Source organism: Clostridium sp. KNHs205 (assembly GCF_000702945.1).
Taxonomy (GTDB): Bacteria; Bacillota; Clostridia; order Lachnospirales; family Lachnospiraceae; genus Anaerocolumna.
Map to the genome: position 1 here is coordinate 1 of NZ_JNLE01000003.1, position 17,159 is coordinate 17,159.

Annotated in this window: 17 protein-coding genes; 4 read left to right on the top strand and 13 right to left on the bottom strand. The window is 40.2% G+C overall.

Features of this window, described 5'->3' with window-relative positions; genetic code table 11:
* The 13 genes from BR73_RS0100070 to BR73_RS0100120 form a co-directional block, all read right to left on the bottom strand.
* A partial coding sequence (locus tag BR73_RS0100070; protein ID WP_033163893.1) for an Ig-like domain-containing protein occupies nucleotides 1–486 on the bottom strand: 486 nt, incomplete at its 3' end.
* 318 nt (nucleotides 487–804) lie between these two features.
* Entirely contained in the window at nucleotides 805–1,224 is a 420-nt protein-coding gene (locus BR73_RS29725; protein WP_033163894.1) for a group II intron maturase-specific domain-containing protein, read from the bottom strand.
* Entirely contained in the window at nucleotides 1,194–1,499 is a 306-nt protein-coding gene (locus BR73_RS29730; RefSeq protein ID WP_033163895.1) for a reverse transcriptase domain-containing protein, read from the bottom strand. Before BR73_RS29730 ends, BR73_RS29725 begins: the two co-directional genes overlap by 31 nt.
* Nucleotides 1,500–1,608: 109 nt before the next feature.
* Nucleotides 1,609–1,986, bottom strand: coding sequence for a reverse transcriptase domain-containing protein (locus BR73_RS29735; protein WP_347462963.1), 378 nt, complete (start codon nucleotides 1,984–1,986; stop codon nucleotides 1,609–1,611).
* A complete protein-coding gene (locus tag BR73_RS29740; RefSeq protein ID WP_347462965.1) occupies nucleotides 1,958–2,215 on the bottom strand; it encodes a hypothetical protein in 258 nt (85 codons plus the stop codon). The genes BR73_RS29735 and BR73_RS29740 overlap by 29 nt, the downstream gene beginning before the upstream one ends.
* A gap of 581 nt (nucleotides 2,216–2,796) precedes the next feature.
* On the bottom strand, nucleotides 2,797–3,870 hold the full coding sequence (gene ltrA / locus BR73_RS26635; protein ID WP_347463456.1) for a group II intron reverse transcriptase/maturase: 1,074 nt from the start codon (nucleotides 3,868–3,870) through the stop codon (nucleotides 2,797–2,799).
* 11 nt (nucleotides 3,871–3,881) lie between these two features.
* On the bottom strand, nucleotides 3,882–4,076 hold the full coding sequence (locus BR73_RS29745) for a hypothetical protein (protein WP_347462967.1): 195 nt from the start codon (nucleotides 4,074–4,076) through the stop codon (nucleotides 3,882–3,884).
* Nucleotides 4,077–4,635: 559 nt separating this feature from the next.
* Entirely contained in the window at nucleotides 4,636–5,754 is a 1,119-nt protein-coding gene (locus BR73_RS0100095) for a response regulator (protein WP_033163896.1), read from the bottom strand.
* 52 nt (nucleotides 5,755–5,806) lie between these two features.
* Complete coding sequence (locus tag BR73_RS0100100) at nucleotides 5,807–8,884, bottom strand: ATP-binding protein (RefSeq protein ID WP_033163897.1); 3,078 nt, start codon at nucleotides 8,882–8,884, stop codon at nucleotides 5,807–5,809.
* Nucleotides 8,885–8,919: 35 nt separating this feature from the next.
* Entirely contained in the window at nucleotides 8,920–9,798 is an 879-nt protein-coding gene (locus BR73_RS0100105; protein ID WP_033163898.1) for a class I SAM-dependent methyltransferase, read from the bottom strand.
* 245 nt (nucleotides 9,799–10,043) lie between these two features.
* Nucleotides 10,044–11,087, bottom strand: coding sequence for a LacI family DNA-binding transcriptional regulator (locus BR73_RS0100110; protein WP_033163899.1), 1,044 nt, complete (start codon nucleotides 11,085–11,087; stop codon nucleotides 10,044–10,046).
* A gap of 92 nt (nucleotides 11,088–11,179) precedes the next feature.
* The gene (locus BR73_RS0100115; RefSeq protein WP_033163900.1) at nucleotides 11,180–12,304 is read right to left on the bottom strand and encodes an SGNH/GDSL hydrolase family protein; all 1,125 of its coding nucleotides are present in this window, start codon (nucleotides 12,302–12,304) and stop codon (nucleotides 11,180–11,182) included.
* A complete protein-coding gene (locus BR73_RS0100120) occupies nucleotides 12,279–12,473 on the bottom strand; it encodes a hypothetical protein (protein WP_033163901.1) in 195 nt (64 codons plus the stop codon). Before BR73_RS0100120 ends, BR73_RS0100115 begins: the two co-directional genes overlap by 26 nt.
* Before the next feature lie 307 nt (nucleotides 12,474–12,780).
* Here BR73_RS0100120 and BR73_RS0100125 point away from each other — a divergent pair, with 307 nt between their 5' ends.
* The 4 genes from BR73_RS0100125 to BR73_RS0100140 all read left to right on the top strand — a co-directional run bounded on the left by BR73_RS0100125 (nucleotide 12,781) and on the right by BR73_RS0100140 (nucleotide 17,017).
* Nucleotides 12,781–13,455, top strand: coding sequence for a PspA/IM30 family protein (locus tag BR73_RS0100125; protein ID WP_033163902.1), 675 nt, complete (start codon nucleotides 12,781–12,783; stop codon nucleotides 13,453–13,455).
* Between the two features lie 397 nt (nucleotides 13,456–13,852).
* Nucleotides 13,853–14,926, top strand: a complete 1,074-nt coding sequence (locus BR73_RS0100130; RefSeq protein WP_033163903.1) for a hypothetical protein — start codon at nucleotides 13,853–13,855, stop codon at nucleotides 14,924–14,926.
* Entirely contained in the window at nucleotides 14,923–16,017 is a 1,095-nt protein-coding gene (locus tag BR73_RS0100135; protein WP_051684856.1) for a TPM domain-containing protein, read from the top strand. Before BR73_RS0100130 ends, BR73_RS0100135 begins: the two co-directional genes overlap by 4 nt.
* A 40-nt stretch (nucleotides 16,018–16,057) precedes the next feature.
* Nucleotides 16,058–17,017 (top strand): SPFH domain-containing protein, encoded by a 960-nt coding sequence (locus BR73_RS0100140; protein WP_033163904.1) that lies wholly within the window; start codon nucleotides 16,058–16,060, stop codon nucleotides 17,015–17,017.
* The last annotated feature ends 142 nt before the right edge of the window (nucleotides 17,018–17,159 follow it).

Consider the following 17,159-nt stretch of genomic DNA (forward strand, 5'->3'; position numbering starts at 1 on the left):
AAACTGAACAAGCTGAGTAGTATCTTCTTCAAATTTCGTAAGATCAAACTTAAGCATGATTCCTACTGTTCCGCTTCTTTCTTCCTCATAATCTCCGCCGTCCTGCAGTACTTCGTTAAATTGCAGTTTAAGATATCCCGTATCCTTATCAAAGAGGAAGGTACCTATCACCGTATAGCCATCTGAGGCGATTAAATTACCGGATGCAGTTGCAATGGGCTTAAATACATCTGGAATCTTAACCTGGGCATAATCACCGCTTAGCAATTCCTTTTCATCTGGAATTTTCCAGTAAAACATTAATCCCACTTCAGTACTCTCCGTAATTTCCAACGGTTTATCCAGAGGCAGCAAATCCTCAGGATTGGCAGTCTTGGTCATTACCACCTGGGTAAATATATTTCCCAGATCCGGATTATGTTCTGCCTTTACGTTACCTAACCCAAATCCCTGAAGGGGTATATTGGATATAAGACTTAAAATCAAGATTACAACTAAAAAATTTCTTGATTTTCTGAAACATATTCTTCATTCATTTCCTCCCTTATTTCTTTGCTTTTTATAGTTTTGGAATTAAATTCTTTCTCATCACCTACTTTTTCTCTAAAGATTATTACCTTATGTATTGATGCTTAATTTCTTATCTCTTTTGGAATATGGTAAAAGTGTTATAACCTCCATCTTATGTAAAATAAATTATAACTTTTCATTCTGAACAAATTCTAATCGGGTAGGAGGTAGATAATTATTTTATCTACCGACCTCCCACACACCGTACGTACGTTCCGTATACGGCGGTTCTCTTTAGTTTTCATAAACTATCAGATAATAGTCAAGCATGGATGTATATCTAGGCTTGGCTATTATTTTATTAGAAAATATCTGGTTCAGCACTTGCGCCATGCGCCAGTACCCTTTTCTACTACAGGCAAGTTCTTTGGCTCTCCAATGCTCACATCCTATGGCTCTAAGCATTCTGTACTTTGTCTTGATTTTCTTCCACTGTTTCCAATAGACCGCTCGTATTCTGCGTCTAGCCCATTCATCTATGCCTTTTAGAAGATTCTTCATATCTGCGAGTTTAAAGTACTCTATCCATCCTCTCACAAACTGTTGGTATTTATCTTCTCTCGCTGTGTTGCTCATGCCATTGTTTCGGTCTGTCAGATTTCGTATTGCGTCTTTCATCTTTGTTACGGATTTCGGATGTACTCTAATCTGCATTTACCTCTATATCTATAGAATGTATATCCAAGATATTTAACTTTACTGATGTGCGCGACTTGCGTTTTCTTCCTATTCACTTTCAGAAATAGCCTTTTCTCAATGAATGGTATGATGTTTTCCAAGGTTCTTTCTGCACTCTTTTTGCTTTTACAGAAAATCATGCAATCATCTGCGTATCGGACAAACCTATGTCCTCTGCTTTCAAGTTCCTTGTCCAACTCATTTAGCATGATATTACTTAGCAATGGACTTAATGGTCCACCTTGTGGCATGCCGACCTCTGTTTTCTAAACACCCCTTTTGTTATCACTCCAGCATTGAGGTATTTATGTATCAAAGAGATAACTCTGCCATCTTTGATGGTTCTTCCCAATACCTCAATCAGCTTACTCTGGCATACGGTATCAAAGAACTTTCCAAATCCATATCAACCACATATACGTAGCCTTCGTTTACATTCTTTTGGCATTGTTTCAGTGCATCATGTGCACCTTTTTTCGGCTGAAAACCAAAACTGTTTTCTGAGAACTGCTCCTCGTAGATAGGCGTTAGTTCTTGTATGATTGCTTGTTGGATAACTCGGTCAACCACGGTTGGAACTCCAAGCTTTCTGAACTCACCTTTTGTTTCTTTTGGTATTTCTACCCTTCGAACTGGGTTTGGCTTAAATCTGCCTCCCTTTATCTCTTGAATTAAGGTGTCTTGGTTTTCCTTTAAGTAGGGCAGAAGTTCATCCACCTGCATTCCATCCGTTTCCACCTGCTCCTTTATTTGATTTCACTCGCTTATATGCCTTGTTGAGGTTATCTTTTCGCAAAATCAATTCCAAGAGATTATTCATCCAATAGTTTGTGATGATACCGCTCTTTTCAGTAATCTTCCCGTAGTCGAACACTTCTGCATCCTCTTTCTGTTCCGCAGATACCATTTGCAGATAGTCTTCCATATGAAGTTGTCTGTTCTTAAATCTACTATCAGTTACTTTCATTGCTTGTACCTCCTAAAGTTCAGTCCTTCCCATATCATTTGCAACTGAAATGGTACTATGACCTCGGCTGACTTTCTCGTCATTCGTTGTTACTACAAGTTTCATACTCTGTTTCACTTGCTGACGAGATCTCCCTGGGTACCACACGTTTCTTTCTCTCCATCCATCTGCCACATTTACTACAGTTAATTCCGAGTAGTTATTGGACTTTAACTTGTATTGCAGTCTTATCCTTAACTGTAGCCTGATGTGATTTCTGTTCGTCAGACCAGAGATTTGCCTCCACTTCCTTCAGATTCGCAGTCACCCACGACACCCTTGGTCTTGGCTGTGTCTTTCCCACTACTAGGCAGACTAGGGACTTTCACCCATTAGAAACGTGCGCCGCCAGGCGCACAACAAATAGTAATAGTAATCTATACTATTACTATTTTTCTTAGATTATAGCTGCTAAGAAAAATATAAATCCTCAGTCAATCACGTGTTTCATGAAATCGAGTAGGAGAAATTTCTCTTAACAGAGAAATTTCGACCTCTCACACCACCGTGCGTACCGTTCGGTACACGGCGGTTCAATCAACTTAACAAGTAACACACCTTTCGATGTAATAGTCCAACATTGAGATTAGTCCAAACTGGGCTAATCTCTCATTATTTATTGCTTGGCTTATATCTGAACTTCGACATACTCTTGCAAATCCCTTTGCATAAGAGGTTCGTCTTGCCGCCCATTTAGGTATTCCCAGTTTTATTAGATTCTTTGCTCTATTCTTTGGTGTTTTCCAGTGTTTCCATATGCACATGCGAAGCCTATATCTAATAGTTCCATCAAAATTCTTGCATAGTTTCTTCATACTACCGATTTTGAAGTAATTTATCCAACCTCGAATCAACTGATTTAGCTTCTCTATTTTGTGCTTATTGTTAACTCCCCAACTTCGGCAAGTAAATTTCTTCATTTTTGCCTTGAACTTTGCAACTGAACTAGCGTGTGGTTTAGCTTTATACTGTTTGGCAAATGTGTCATAGTAAAATCCAAATCCCAGATACTTTATTCCTTTTGGTTTATCCACCTTGCTCTTGCTAACATTTACCTTCAATCCAAGCTTCTCTTCTATGAACTTTGAAATGCTTTTCATTACTCTGCTAGCTGCCAGTTCGCTTCCGACCATAATAATACAGTCGTCTGCATATCTGACAAAATCCAATCCTCTTGATTCCATTTCCTTATCCAGTTCATTTAACATGATGTTTGCTAAAAGTGGTGAAATATTTCCACCTTGAGGTGTTCCTACAATAGAATCCTCGTATTCATCATCTATAATCACTCCGCTAACTAAGAACTTTCGAACTATCGAGATAACATCTCCATCTTTGATTGTTCTTCCTATTATTGTCATCAGCTTGTCATGATTTACTGTGTCAAAGAACTTTTCCAGGTCAATGTCCACTATCCAACTGTGCCCATCGTTCATCATTTCCAGCGCTGTAAGCACCGCCTGCTGGGCACAACGACTCGGTCTGAATCCGTAGCTGTGGTCATGAAACTGTTCCTCGAATATCGGAGTGAGTACCTGTGCTACTGCTTGTTGAACAAATCTGTCCGTTACTGTTGGTACTCCCAGTTTCCTGACTCCTCCTTCTGGTTTTGGTATCTCTACACGCCTTACTGGTTGCGGTTATACTTTCGTGTCCGCAATTGTTCTTTAATTGTTTCGCCATTCTTCAAAAGGTATTCACCAAGTTCTGTGTACTCCATTCCGTCCACACCCTCTGCTCCTTTGTTTCGTATGACTTGCAGATACGCCTTATTGAGATTATCTTTGGCTAATATCTGCTCCATTAGACTATTTGTGTCCATGCGTTGTTTCCTTTCTGTCCCGTTCGTTTCCACCATCTTTGACGTCATCGACAGATGTTGTGTTTACTACAAGTCGGAACCTACTTCAACTGATTGATTGTTCGTCCCTTTGCTCCGTTTCCATTACAGAAACTTCCTCGCTACTACGGACTATGCTGACTTCTCACAGTTCGTTGTTACTCGGCAAATGATACCGCTGTGAGACCTCCCCGATTAAGGTGCGAGCTCTTTCCTCTCATCTATCCGCCACATTTACTCCTACTTCCAGCAACTTTTGGACTTCATCTTCTTTTGCAAACTTATCCGTATTTCAGAGCCTTATATGTGATTTCTGTCCGTCGGACCAAGAGTTTGCCTACAACTTCCTTCAGATTCCACCTCACGGTGGACACCCTTGTTGTTCAGCTATGTGCTTCCACGTTGCCTAGGCGCACTTGGGACTTTCACCCATTAGAGCCCGCCCATGGCGGGCAAACAAAAAGAGCAAAATATGTATTTCTACATACTCTGCTCTTGTAAAGGTTGATTGGACTTCTTTCAACTATTATATTGTGCTATTTTATCCTCTTTTTATATAATGCTGATATATCTCTATTACTTGCCGCGACGGCATTATCCCCAGTTCCTCCCGGACGGTGTTACTATAATGCTCGTATGCCTCAATTAATCCTTTGGTATTACCTATGCCGCCATAGTAATTTATTAACAAAACAACAAACCTTTCGTTATAAGCATCCATCTGTACCAATTTCAGTAAACATTTTTCAATAATTCCATTCTGTGATCTGGCTATATTATTATTTGTATAGCTCTGAAGACAATCCAAATAAGTATTTCTTAAATTCTGCTGCTCATAAATGCACCAATTATACTCATCCTGCTCAAACAGATCACCTTCATATATGGTTAAAAGCCGTTTTATATCCTCGGTGGTGGGAGCCGTTTTTTCAAGCAGGTACTTTAATTCTTCCAGATCACTTTTAAAGGGCAGCGTCAATACATAATGATCATTTATGTATTGTATTCCTTCCTCAAACCCCATCTCTTTCAAGGTCTTTCTTAATTGATAGACTGTAGTATGCAAGAGCGCGGCTCCTTTATCAGGTGCAACCTCCGGCCAGAGTTCCTCCAGAAGACGATGTTTATAGACCGGCTGCTCATTATTCAGCCAGAGAAAGCAGAACATTTCCTTCACCTTTTTTGTACGCCAGCGTACTGTGGTATCTCCCTCGCCAGTCTGTATTTGAAATGTCCCCAAAGAGCGTATGTATATGTCAGTAGTTTTGTCGTTTATATGAACTTTCTTTATTTCTTTTATCTTCATACTGGCTTCTATTTTCTGAACAGCTTTTTTCAACCGTTCCAGGGTAACGGGCTTTAATAAATAGTCTAGGGCATCCACTTCAAAAGCATCCACCGCATATTGAGCATAAGCTGTTACAAATATAACTGCCGGCTGCAGTTTTTTCTGGAGCAGTTCATGGGCAAACTGAAGTCCATGTAACCCTCCCATCTCAAGATCCAGAAAAACAGCATCTGCCTCTATTACTGATAACTCTTCCAATGCCATAAAGGGATTCGTAAATTTTCCAACTACTTCGATTCCATCTATCTGCATTAATAATCTTTGTAAAACATCCAAAGCCAGTTCTTCATCATCTACCAATAATACTCTCATAGAATCTCCTGTACTAATCCAGCAATTTGTATTTTAATCCTTGTTAAAAACCTTATTTCAGATAAATGGTGATACAGGTGCCCGACTCCTCTGCACTTTTTATGGCTATATCAGCATCTTTCATCAGTTTTATCTTTCGTAAGACGTTTGATAAACCTATTCGGTTATTCTTATCTGCCAGCAGCTCTTCCAACTTTTCCTTACTTATTCCCGGCCCATTATCTCTGATTTCAATTACATTCAGACCGCCCGGTTCACGTCTTATATTGATTTCAACCGTAACTTTTCCGCTGCTATTCCTGATGCCATGGTGAACGGAATTTTCCACTAACGGCTGGAGGGTCAAGGCCGGCAGCATAATATTAACAGTTTCATCTACAGCATAAACAATTTCAAGACGTTCATTATACCTCATCTTTTCTATAGAGAGATAGGCTTTTACCAGTTCAAGTTCTCTTTCCAGGGATATCATGGAATTGTAGCTGTTAAAGTCCAACTTGGCACGAAAATAAGTAGACAGATGCTGCAAAGCCTCACAGGTCTTATCTGCATCCCGAAAGCTTAATCCTATTATGGTATTCAGGGTATTATATAAGAAATGGGGCATTATCTGGGCATGAAGGTTCTGCATTTCCTGATTGATTGCTTCTCTGGCAGACTTCTTAACCAGAAGCAGGGTTTGGATACGTGCCTCTAATTCTTCCCAGGAATAAGGTCTTTTAAGAAAGTCATTTACTCCTGAGGCAACTGCTTTTTGCATTTCTTTGGAAGGACTTTCCTCGGTCAGTAATATAATAGGAAGTTCTGTCATAGTGTGGCGATGCCTTATCCGTTTGCAGACATCAAGAGCTGCTACATCGGTTATACTTTGATCCAATATTAAAAGGTCTGCCTTTTCGTTTAAAGCATATTCCATAGCTTTTGTATGAGAATCAATTAATACCAAGGTATATTTAGAGACCTGGTTTAACCGCTTCAGCTCTCTAAGACTCTCCTGGTCCCTTACCGCCGCAAGAATTATCTCTTCCTTAAGGCCTTTGAAGCTTCCCCTTATATTCTGTTCACATGTACTCTTATGGTCTGGCGGGAGAGCCTGTTCTTTTCCATCTATGGACTCCATAGAAGACTTACTGTCTTTTACTATATGGTCAGCTTCACCAAGAGGAAGACTGAAGGTAAAACAGGCTCCTTTACCAGGTTCTGATATCACCCATATCTTACCTCCCTGCATTTCCACAAGATTTTTGGCAATACTCAGCCCAAGTCCAAGTCCGTTTAGGTTCTCATTGCCTTCTTTCTTTCCTTGGTAAAAGGGAATAAAAATAATGTCTTTTTGGTCTTTCTCAATTCCTGTTCCAGTATCTTTAACTGATAAAAAAGCGGCATTACCATGTACCACAGCTGTAACAGTAATTTCTCCTTCTTCTGTAAACTTAACGGCATTCTGCAGAAGATGATAGAATATCTGCCTCAGTTTCGTTTTGTCTGCTCTTAGGTTCGGTAAATCAATCGGTATTGTATGTATAAGCTTCAGATTCTTCTCATGCACCAGATATTCATAATCTTCAACAATACCGATAAGAACTTTATAGTCTATATCTTCTGTGTTAATTACAATTTCCTGGTTCTCCCCTGAAGCCTCCAAAAGCTCCTCCAGGATGGTGAAAATATGCTTCCCCTCTCTATTTATTTCCACAACTTTCTGTTGTTGATGCAGATTTAATACCCCTTTCTCACCCTCCAAAAGCATTTCAGTATTACTCACAATCTTATTTACAGGCTTTTGCAATTCCTTAGAGGTCTTAACCAGGAACTTATCCTTCATTTTATCATATACAAGAAGCTGGTTAGATAACTGCTCTACTTTTCCAAATGCCAATTTGGTACGGTAATTCATAAATAAGATCTGTGTTAATACAAGAATAAGCATCATAAAAGTCGGTATTTTACCAACTTCTAATTCAAACAGAAACTCAAGCACCATAGTAATCAGGTAACAGATAAACGCTGTTATTATAATAAACATATACTCAGCGGCCTCCACTCCACGGCGAAAAGCTTTCCCCATGACATAGAGTATATATCCGAAAGACATGATAATAATTGCAGCTATAATGATTTTATGCTGATATATCGATAAATTCATATTGAAAACCGAGTCCTCCGGCACCCAGTTGAGAAAAGAGCCTATCACAAGTATTAAGATACTGAGAAAAATAATAATCCCTCTCTTTGCATACTTATGAAAGAAATAATTAATTAACAATAATAAGAAAAAGAAAGATAAATACATAATCTGTATTTGAAAACTGTAAAAGACCATAGATACCCTTGGCATGGATATAATATCCGTTATGACCTTCTCGCCAATGGTTGATATATAAATACCCTGCATCAGAAGAAACATACCAAAATAGAATGAATTCTTAGAGCCTTTTCTCCAGCAGTAGAGAATAATAAGGCACAGCCCCAGAACAATACAGCTGGAAATCACAAAGAAATCAACAGCTCTGCCTAAATCACGAGCTCTAAGCAATTCATGGGCAGTTCCAAACTTCACAGTGTGCAGTATTCCTCCCATAGCCCCGGGATAATCCACAACCTGTATTACGATTTCCATCTGACGTGCCTCAGAATTTGTTATTCCTGTTATACTTTGACGGGAGGGTACCAGATATTCAAGCTCCTTTAGGGTCAGTCCACTGTCATATACCTTGGTTCCATTTAGATATACAGCCGCACAATATTGAATACTGTTACTTATTATTCCAAAACTTCCGTCCTCAGGAAGTTCTGCAACCAAACGAAAGGTACCTAAATGAAAGGGATTACTTGCATACTCCTCATAATCCCTCCAATCATCCGGTACCTTAACAAATCTTTTCAGATGGTTATATCGTTTAAATGTATCTTCCTCTTTGTTTGGTGTTATCAGTTCCCCCGGGTAGAATTCCCAGGTACCTCCGGCTGTTAACAGCCCTTTCTTGGAAGTATCCCAGTCTGCCAGTGATAACACTCCATTTTCAGCAGCTCTTAAATTATAAGAAGGAAATCTGTTAATGAGAACAAGTCCCAAAACATTTGCTATGATAATTAAACTGCATATAAGAACTGCGGTTCTTCTTCTCATCTCATCCCAATCCTCTCATCTTTTAGCATTACTGCCTATACATTGCTCCAGCGTCCCGAGGCTCCGCAGGGCAGCACCAATTTATTGGAGGTTACAGGTAATCCAATTTCTCCGGCTTCTATCTTTCCTCCGAATTTACTCTGAAGCTCGATTCCCAGCATATACGCAAGCACCGCAGGCTGAAGTCCTGTTGTATATGAATTTATCAGGAAAAACAGCGGATTCTTATTTAGCACCCCTGTACATAACTGAACAAAAGGGTGAATGCTTTCTTCAATCTTCCAGATTTCTCCCTTGGGTCCTCTTCCGTAAGATGGTGGGTCCATGATCACGGCATCATAAAAATTCCCTCTTCTGATTTCACGCTCTACATACTTACCGCAGTCATCAACAATATAACGTATAGGTGCATCAGAAAGTCCCGATAAGGCTGCATTCTCCTTCGCCCAGGTAACCATTCCCTTAGACGCATCAACATGAGTTACACTGGCACCTGCTTTGGCAGCTGCAATCGTAGCTCCTCCCGTATAGGCAAAAAGGTTAAGAACTTTAATCTCCTTCTCCGGATGTTTTGCTTTTTCTTTTCTTATAAGGTCCCCAAACCAGTCCCAATTGGTGGCCTGTTCCGGAAACAAGCCGGTATGCTTAAAATTAAAGGGCTGCAGATGGAATACCATATCTTTATAATTAATCTTCCACTCCTTGGGCAGATCAAAGAACTCCCACTCTCCGCCGCCTTTGCTGCTTCGGTGGTAATGGGCATTAGGTTTCCTCCAGCCTGCCGCCTTTTTCTCTGTATTCCACAAAACCTGAGGATCCGGGCGTACAAGGACATAATCCCCCCAGCGCTCCAGTTTCTCTCCGTCTGATGTATCTATAACTTCATAATCTTTCCAACTATCTGCTATCCACATATATTCTATCCTTCACATCATGTAGGGTTATTACCCTGTTTATTTAAAAAGCCGCTTCTACGGCACTAAGTAAAAATGTACTATAATTCTCTTCTAAATGCAAGTATTTGCGAGAAAAACGGCATAAAAATGATTCCAATTCTTCAAGGTTTAATTGATTTTCTGTCAATATCTCAATTAACTTAAGTATTTGGAATCATTCTGTCTTTATTCAATATTATTACTGCCAAAGAAATAGTTCTTCTTTAGGAGTTACCTTTTCTGATGGAGGATTCTCTAATCACCATCTCCGTGTTCACCGTTAATATTTCCTTCGGCAGATCCATGTTATCGATTCTCCAGATCAATTGCTGTACCAGTCTTCTCCCCATCCTCTGATTTCCGATATGAACAGATGTAAGGGACGGCGATAAGAGCTCAACCTCTTCCTTATCATCAAAACCGGTTACCGCTACTTCCTGAGGCACTTTTACTCCTTTTCTCTTGAGACAAAGCATGACATCTTTGGCAATATCATCATTGGCACATACAATAGCCTCCGGCAGTTCTTTTAATTTGCCAAGTTCCACGCTGACTTCTTCCTGTTTGTAATACTTATGTTCAACGTGGCGGTTGATCACAAACTGCTCCTCGGGTTTGATTCCATAGTCTGAAAGAGCTGCAAGATATCCTTCGTAACGATCCTTAATGGTTCTGCAATAAGTAATGTCTCCAATAAATGCAATCCGCCTGTTACCCTGGCTTAGCAAATGCTCCGTTATGCTTCTGGTGGAATGATAACCTTCAAACAATACAACATCGCCCATGGAGGTTATTTCATGAACATCGCTGGGTCCGTCTAAGAATACCACCGGCACATCTCTTTTTAATATCAGTTCCAGAAACCCTTTGTTAAATACATTCAAGATAATGATACCACTCATCTCTGTATCCATATCAAGCGGAGCTACATAATTTGCCTCATCTTCTTCACTTATAAAATTCAACTGCAGTTTGCAGTTATTCTTATTCAACTCATCTGAGATTCCCATTATGATCCGGTTCCAGAAGGTTGATAATTCTCTTCTTGCAAATACCACTACTGTCCTGACCTTTTCAAGTCTGTCCTTTATCTTAAACTCGTTCAGAACAGTGGGCGAAAGCTTTGAATACCCCATTTCATAAGCTTTCTTAATTACCACATACCTGGTTTCATATGCTACCGTGTCACTGTTATTCAGTGCTTTCGCAACAGTGTTACGGGACAGGTTAAGTTCCTTTGCCACATCCTGTATTGTTATCTTTCTCAACTTGTTACCTCCTGGTAAACATACTTATTCATTCGTTTAATACCAACTCCCATTACATGCCCCATCCGCTTTCAGATGCTGTATTGACGGAATTACCTGTCAGATACAATTACAGATACCAGGTAAAAATCCAGCCCGCTTGTCTCATCAGCCTCTGTAACCGTAATATCCACTGTATGTTTCTTCTTTTCTCCGCCTGTCAGCAGATTTTGAAGATACAGGCAATCACCCCAGTCCTCTTCAAAATTAGCATCTAATATAACCGGATTTTCTTTATTGCCATCAACGATAGCCACCGCAACAGGGGCTGTGCGTTTTATGGTTTTTCTATACTGAGCGGCAATATTTCTGCCTTCTACCTCAAAATGAATGGTGTCATTTACTTTTTCAGCAGTAAAACCGTTGCGGAAAAATTCTGTAATATTCTCCTGCACTGTAGTATCTTTTACAAATCCATTGGATACCGGCTCTGCGTTTTTGTTATTGATACGAAGGGAGTCCATATAACGGTTGGCAGTCAGAGGTTTCTCCGGTAAGAAAAATTCCTTCTCTGTACCCTCTTCCATAACCTTCTTATAGATTTCCTCCAGCATATTAATTACAACATCTGCTACCAGCCTGTGGCCTTTATCATTGGGATGGAGATCATCCGGTGTAATATCGGCAGCTGACAGTCTGCCTTCTTCTACTTCCTTATACACACTGTTCTTTATACTCACCATGGGAAGCTTATAATAAGCACCAACCTCATTATGAACCTCCTGGGCATTGGTGCCATCATTATAACATACATTATTAAGAATCAGCAGTCCGGGTTCGTTCTCATAGGTTAATATTCTTCTGACCAGTCCCTCATAGGTTTCCTGGAAAAAAAGATTGTTCGTATCATTTACACTGAATTCCGTGATGACAAAATCAGGTTTATGACACAGCAGATCTTCCTCCACCCTTGCAACACCAAATTGTGAAGTGGTTCCTCCGATTCCTCCATTTACATACTGAATATTGCTGTTCCTGAATTTATTTACCCACCACTCATATACCAGATAGGCATAACAGGTCTTTGGAGTACTGGAAAGAGACCCCTGTGTGATAGAGCCTCCTATCATTCCTATTGTTATATTCTCTCCTGCCTGTGCTTTCCTCATTACTTTACCGATACGGTATAAATTACCGAAATCAACGATTCCTCTATCTGCAATTACTTTTAACTCCATAATAACCCCTTTCTTGAATATCAAAGCTTTGATTTGATACACCTGAATTAGCAGCTGAAAACGCTTTTTTGTCTTTCATTCTAACCTCTTCCTGATATCTAATCCTGGTTGGATATTCCTGATCTATTGCTGAAAACTCTCTATTATTAAAATAATATGCATTTTTCACACTATAACCTGATTCAATTCATAAAGAGCTCCTTGCTTCCTATTCTTGCACTGCTTTTCAAACCCAAGCACAAATGCACTATAAAGCAATCATATGTTTTCCATTAGTTTTACATTAATCTTACATAAATAATGTACAACACCAAAGGATACCTGTCAACGTCCTTTTCATCCAAACATTGGTTTTTTTAATGTTTCTAATGTTTCCATTAGGTTTTTAACCATATTTTAACTTGACTAAAAGGGCAGAAAACGCTAAACTGATGATGCAAACAATAAATGGAAACCAACTGAACGGAGGGTTTATAATGGGTATTTTAACAAGATTCAGAGATATTATGTCCAGTAATATAAATGCACTTCTGGACAAAGCAGAAGATCCTGAGAAGATGATAGACCAGTGTTTAAGAAATTTAAACAGCGATTTAAATAAGGTAAAGGCTGAAACAGCAGCTATAATGGCAGAGGAACAAAGAGCAAAAAGAACTTTGGATGAATGCAAGGAAGAAATCGCAAAAATGCAGTCCTATGCCGTAAAGGCTCTGGAAGCAGACAATGAAGATGATGCAAGGAAGTTTTTAGAGCAGAAGGCTTCTCTTACCTCTAAATTAAATGGTTTACAGGAATCCTTTAATCTGGCAAATACCAATGCAGTTCATATGAGAGAAATGCATGATAAGCTGGTTTCTGATATCAATGAGCTGGAATCCAGAAAAGAAATGATCAAAGGAAAACTTGCCGTTGCAAAGACTCAGGAGCGTATAAATAAGATGACCTCCTCTGTATCTTCCGCTAACGATTCAATCGCAAGCTTTTCCAAATATGAAGAGATGGCCGACAAAGCATTAGATAAGGCAAATGCCATGGCTGAACTTAACCGCAGCGGCCCGGATGCCTCTATAAAGGATCTTACTAAGAAGTATAGTGAAGATGCAGCTGTTGAAGATGAATTAGCAGCACTAAAAGCAAGTCTTAACAAATAAAAAGAAATTACAACCGATAGTATATGAAAATGGAAGCTTATTACATCTCAGATTCCATTTTGCATCTGCTTGCAGATGTGGCACTGACGCAAATCAGATAAACACATGCATACCGCAGGAATAAACCCTTGCAGTACTGCCTAATAAGAAGTTTGAAATGTTCTTTATTTCACACTTACCGCATAATTGCGAAAAACAAATGAGAATAGCGGCTTTAAGCCGCTGTTTTCGCGTAAGGGAACTAATTATAGGATTTAGCCTGCTGCCTACCTTCTATGTATAACCTATTTCAGAAATTATTTCCATGGTATCTTCCCATGAAATTAGGACAGAAGGATTGGCAGCAAAGATTATTTGTAATATAATTAGTTAGGATGATTCAATTGGGAGGTATCATATGGTTGTGCAATATAAGTGCCCGAGCTGCGGTGCTGATATGGCCTTTGACAGCACTACAGGAAAGCTGCATTGCGACAGCTGCGGCACCAACATGAACATTGAGGAAATGTCTGGCAGTAAGAACGCCAAGGATTATAAACATACACATCAGGAGTCTGCTTCTAACAAAGAGGCTTTTGACCACGGAGCAGAGGTACATGAATATCATTGCAATAATTGCGGAGCTGTACTGATAACCGATCAGGATACCACAGCCACCACCTGCAGTTTCTGCGGTGCAGGAGTAGTTCTCTCAGACCGCCTCTCAGGAAGTTTCGCTCCCTCTCTGGTTATTCCTTTTACCATAAACAAAGAAGAGGCTCAGGCAGCTTTTAAAAAATGGTGCAAAAAGGGGTTATTAACTCCAAGCGGCTTTATGACAGCTGACAGAATCAAGAGTATTACCGGTATCTATGTCCCTTTCTGGCTTTATGATCTGAATGGGGTCGGTACTGCTGATGCTACCTGTACCAAAGTCAGAACTTATACCAGAGGAGATTATATCTATACGGAAACAGATTATTATCATGTATACCGTAAAGTGAACCTTAATTATCTCAAGGTTCCAACCGATGCCTCTGAGAAAATGAATGATAAGATGATGGATAAACTGGAACCTTATCATTATAAAGATTTAAAGACCTTTAACATGCCATATCTGGCAGGGTACCTGGCAGAGAAATATAATTATGATGCCGGTGAGATGTTCCCCCGGGTGGAATCCAGGGTTCAGGATTATGTGGACAGTTACCTAAGGCAGACCATAAGCGGTTATTCTTCCACCACGTATAATAACAAGGATATCCGTGTACACACCCAAAATGCCGAGTACGCCCTATTCCCCGTCTGGATGGTATGTTATGATTATAAAAAGTCAGAGCATACTTTTGCAATGAATGGACAGACAGGTAAGATTGTAGGCAAGCCCCCTTTAAGCGCTGCCAAAATTGCAGGCTGGTTCGCCGGTATCAGTGCGGCTTCCTTTGCTATTATTAAGATAATAGCACTACTGTCAGGAGGTCCCCTGCTATGATAGAAAACCATATTTTTAGATCACCTTATGTAAAAGGACTGCTGCTTATCTTTATAGCTGTACTGTCTGTGGCCTTGATAAGCCCTATGACCGTTATGGCTTCTAAAGCAGATAAGACCACAGAAGAATCGGCAGCCCCGGAGGAAGAAGTCGCTGCAGATGCTGAGGCAGCATCGGATGCACAAACTGAGACCGGAACAGAAAGCCAGAAGCAATATTTGTTTGATAATTATGGTCTCTTTACGGAGGAAGAAGCAGCTTCCTTAAAAGCTGCCTGTATAGAATACAGCGAAGAAGCCAAAGCAGACATAATAATGATAACCACAGCCACACTTGACGGAAAAACTGCCCAAAAATACATGGAGGATTTCTATGATGAGATGGGGTTTGGTTATGATAAAGAATATGGCGATACAGTAATGCTCCTTGTCAATATGGAGGAAAATAATCGCTGGGTAGAAATACAGGGTTACGGTCAGGCCGAATACTATGTTAACAACGACCGCATAGAATACATGCTCGACGATATCTCTGAAATATTAAAAAATGGTGAATATAAAGATGCCTTTATAGAATTTGCCAAGCAATCAGCATATTACATGAATGAAAGCAAAGGCGTTAAAGAGACTCCGGCTTCGGGTAATACTGGTTCCAACGGCAGCACCGGTTCCAACGGCAGCACTGGTTCCAACGGCAGCACTGGTTCCAACGGCAGCATCGATTCCAATGGCGGCACCGGTTCCGGAAATTACGGCGAATCCAGTTATAACGGACCAAGTAATTATTACGGAGAAAAAGAGGAGAATCCACTCTATAACACAGTTGTACAATTAGTTATTGCTCTTGTTATCGGCGGAATTTCCGTTGGGGTCATGGCGGCAAATTCTGGCGGCAGAATGACAGCTCAGGGCAGAACCTATCTGGATGAAGGCCGCTCCGGTCTGACAGATCACCGTGACGAATATCTTCGTACAACAACTACGAGAGTGAAAAAACCAACAAACAATGACAATAGCGGCGGCCGGAGCAGCGGTGGCGGTGGTGTATCCAGCGGCGGACATTCACACAGCGGCGGAGGCAGAAGCTTCTAATAACATAATAATACTTCATAACAAGAAAGGATGACAACTAATGGGTTTCTTTAAAGATCAATTATCCAATGTAGTGGAATGGGAAGAATTCAGAGAGGATATGATATTTTGGAAATGGAGCAACCGGGAAATCAAAAAAGGCAGTAAACTAATAATCCGCCCGGGTCAAGATGCCATATTCCTCTTTAACGGCAAGGTGGAAGGTATCTTTAAGGATGAAGGTGATTATGACATTGAGTCTCAGATTATTCCTTTTCTGTCAACCTTAAGCGGATTTAAATTCGGTTTTAACAGCGGCATGAGGGCTGAAGTCCTCTTTGTAAATACCAAAGAGTTCACTGTTAAATGGGGAACGAAAAATGCCATAAACATACCAGCACCTTCCCTGCCCGGCGGTATGCCCGTACGTGCCAACGGTACCTTCCAGTTCCGCGTAAACGATTATGTCAAGCTCATTGATAAGATTGCAGGCATAAGGGAAAGTTATCTGGTAGAGGATGTAAAGCTTCGTATAACCGCCCTCTTAGACCAGCTTCTGATGAAATGGATTGCAAAAGAAGGTAAGGACATGTTCAATCTGCAAAGCAATTCCTATGATATTGCAGCCGGTATTAAGACCGATCTGGATATGCAGCTCTTTGACACCGGCCTTACCGCATCGGGCTTTCAGATAATGAGCTTTACCTATCCGGAAGAAATACAGGCAATGATTAATAAGAATGCCTCTTATAATATGATTGGTGACATTAACCGCTATCAGCAGGTTAAAGTCACAGACGGCATGTTCTCCGGAGACAACAAAGGCGGCGGTATGGCTTCTGATATGGCCGGTATGATGATGGGTCTCAATATAGCAAATCAGGTATTTGAACAAATGAACAACAACCAGACTTTTAAGACCTCAAGCTCCAGTAACGGCACAAAACCTAACTTCTGTCCTAACTGCGGTGCGAAAACCACCGGTGCCAACTTCTGCGGAAACTGCGGACAGAAACTGTAAAAATCTCTGTAAAAATATAATTTGCTGCTATTCGTTAACTAAGTAATTATCATTTCCAGAAGAATTCATACAAACGGATTATAGGATTTTACTTATAGTATATTTGAATAATTCAGTATTTTTTCAGTTCTTTAAAATATTT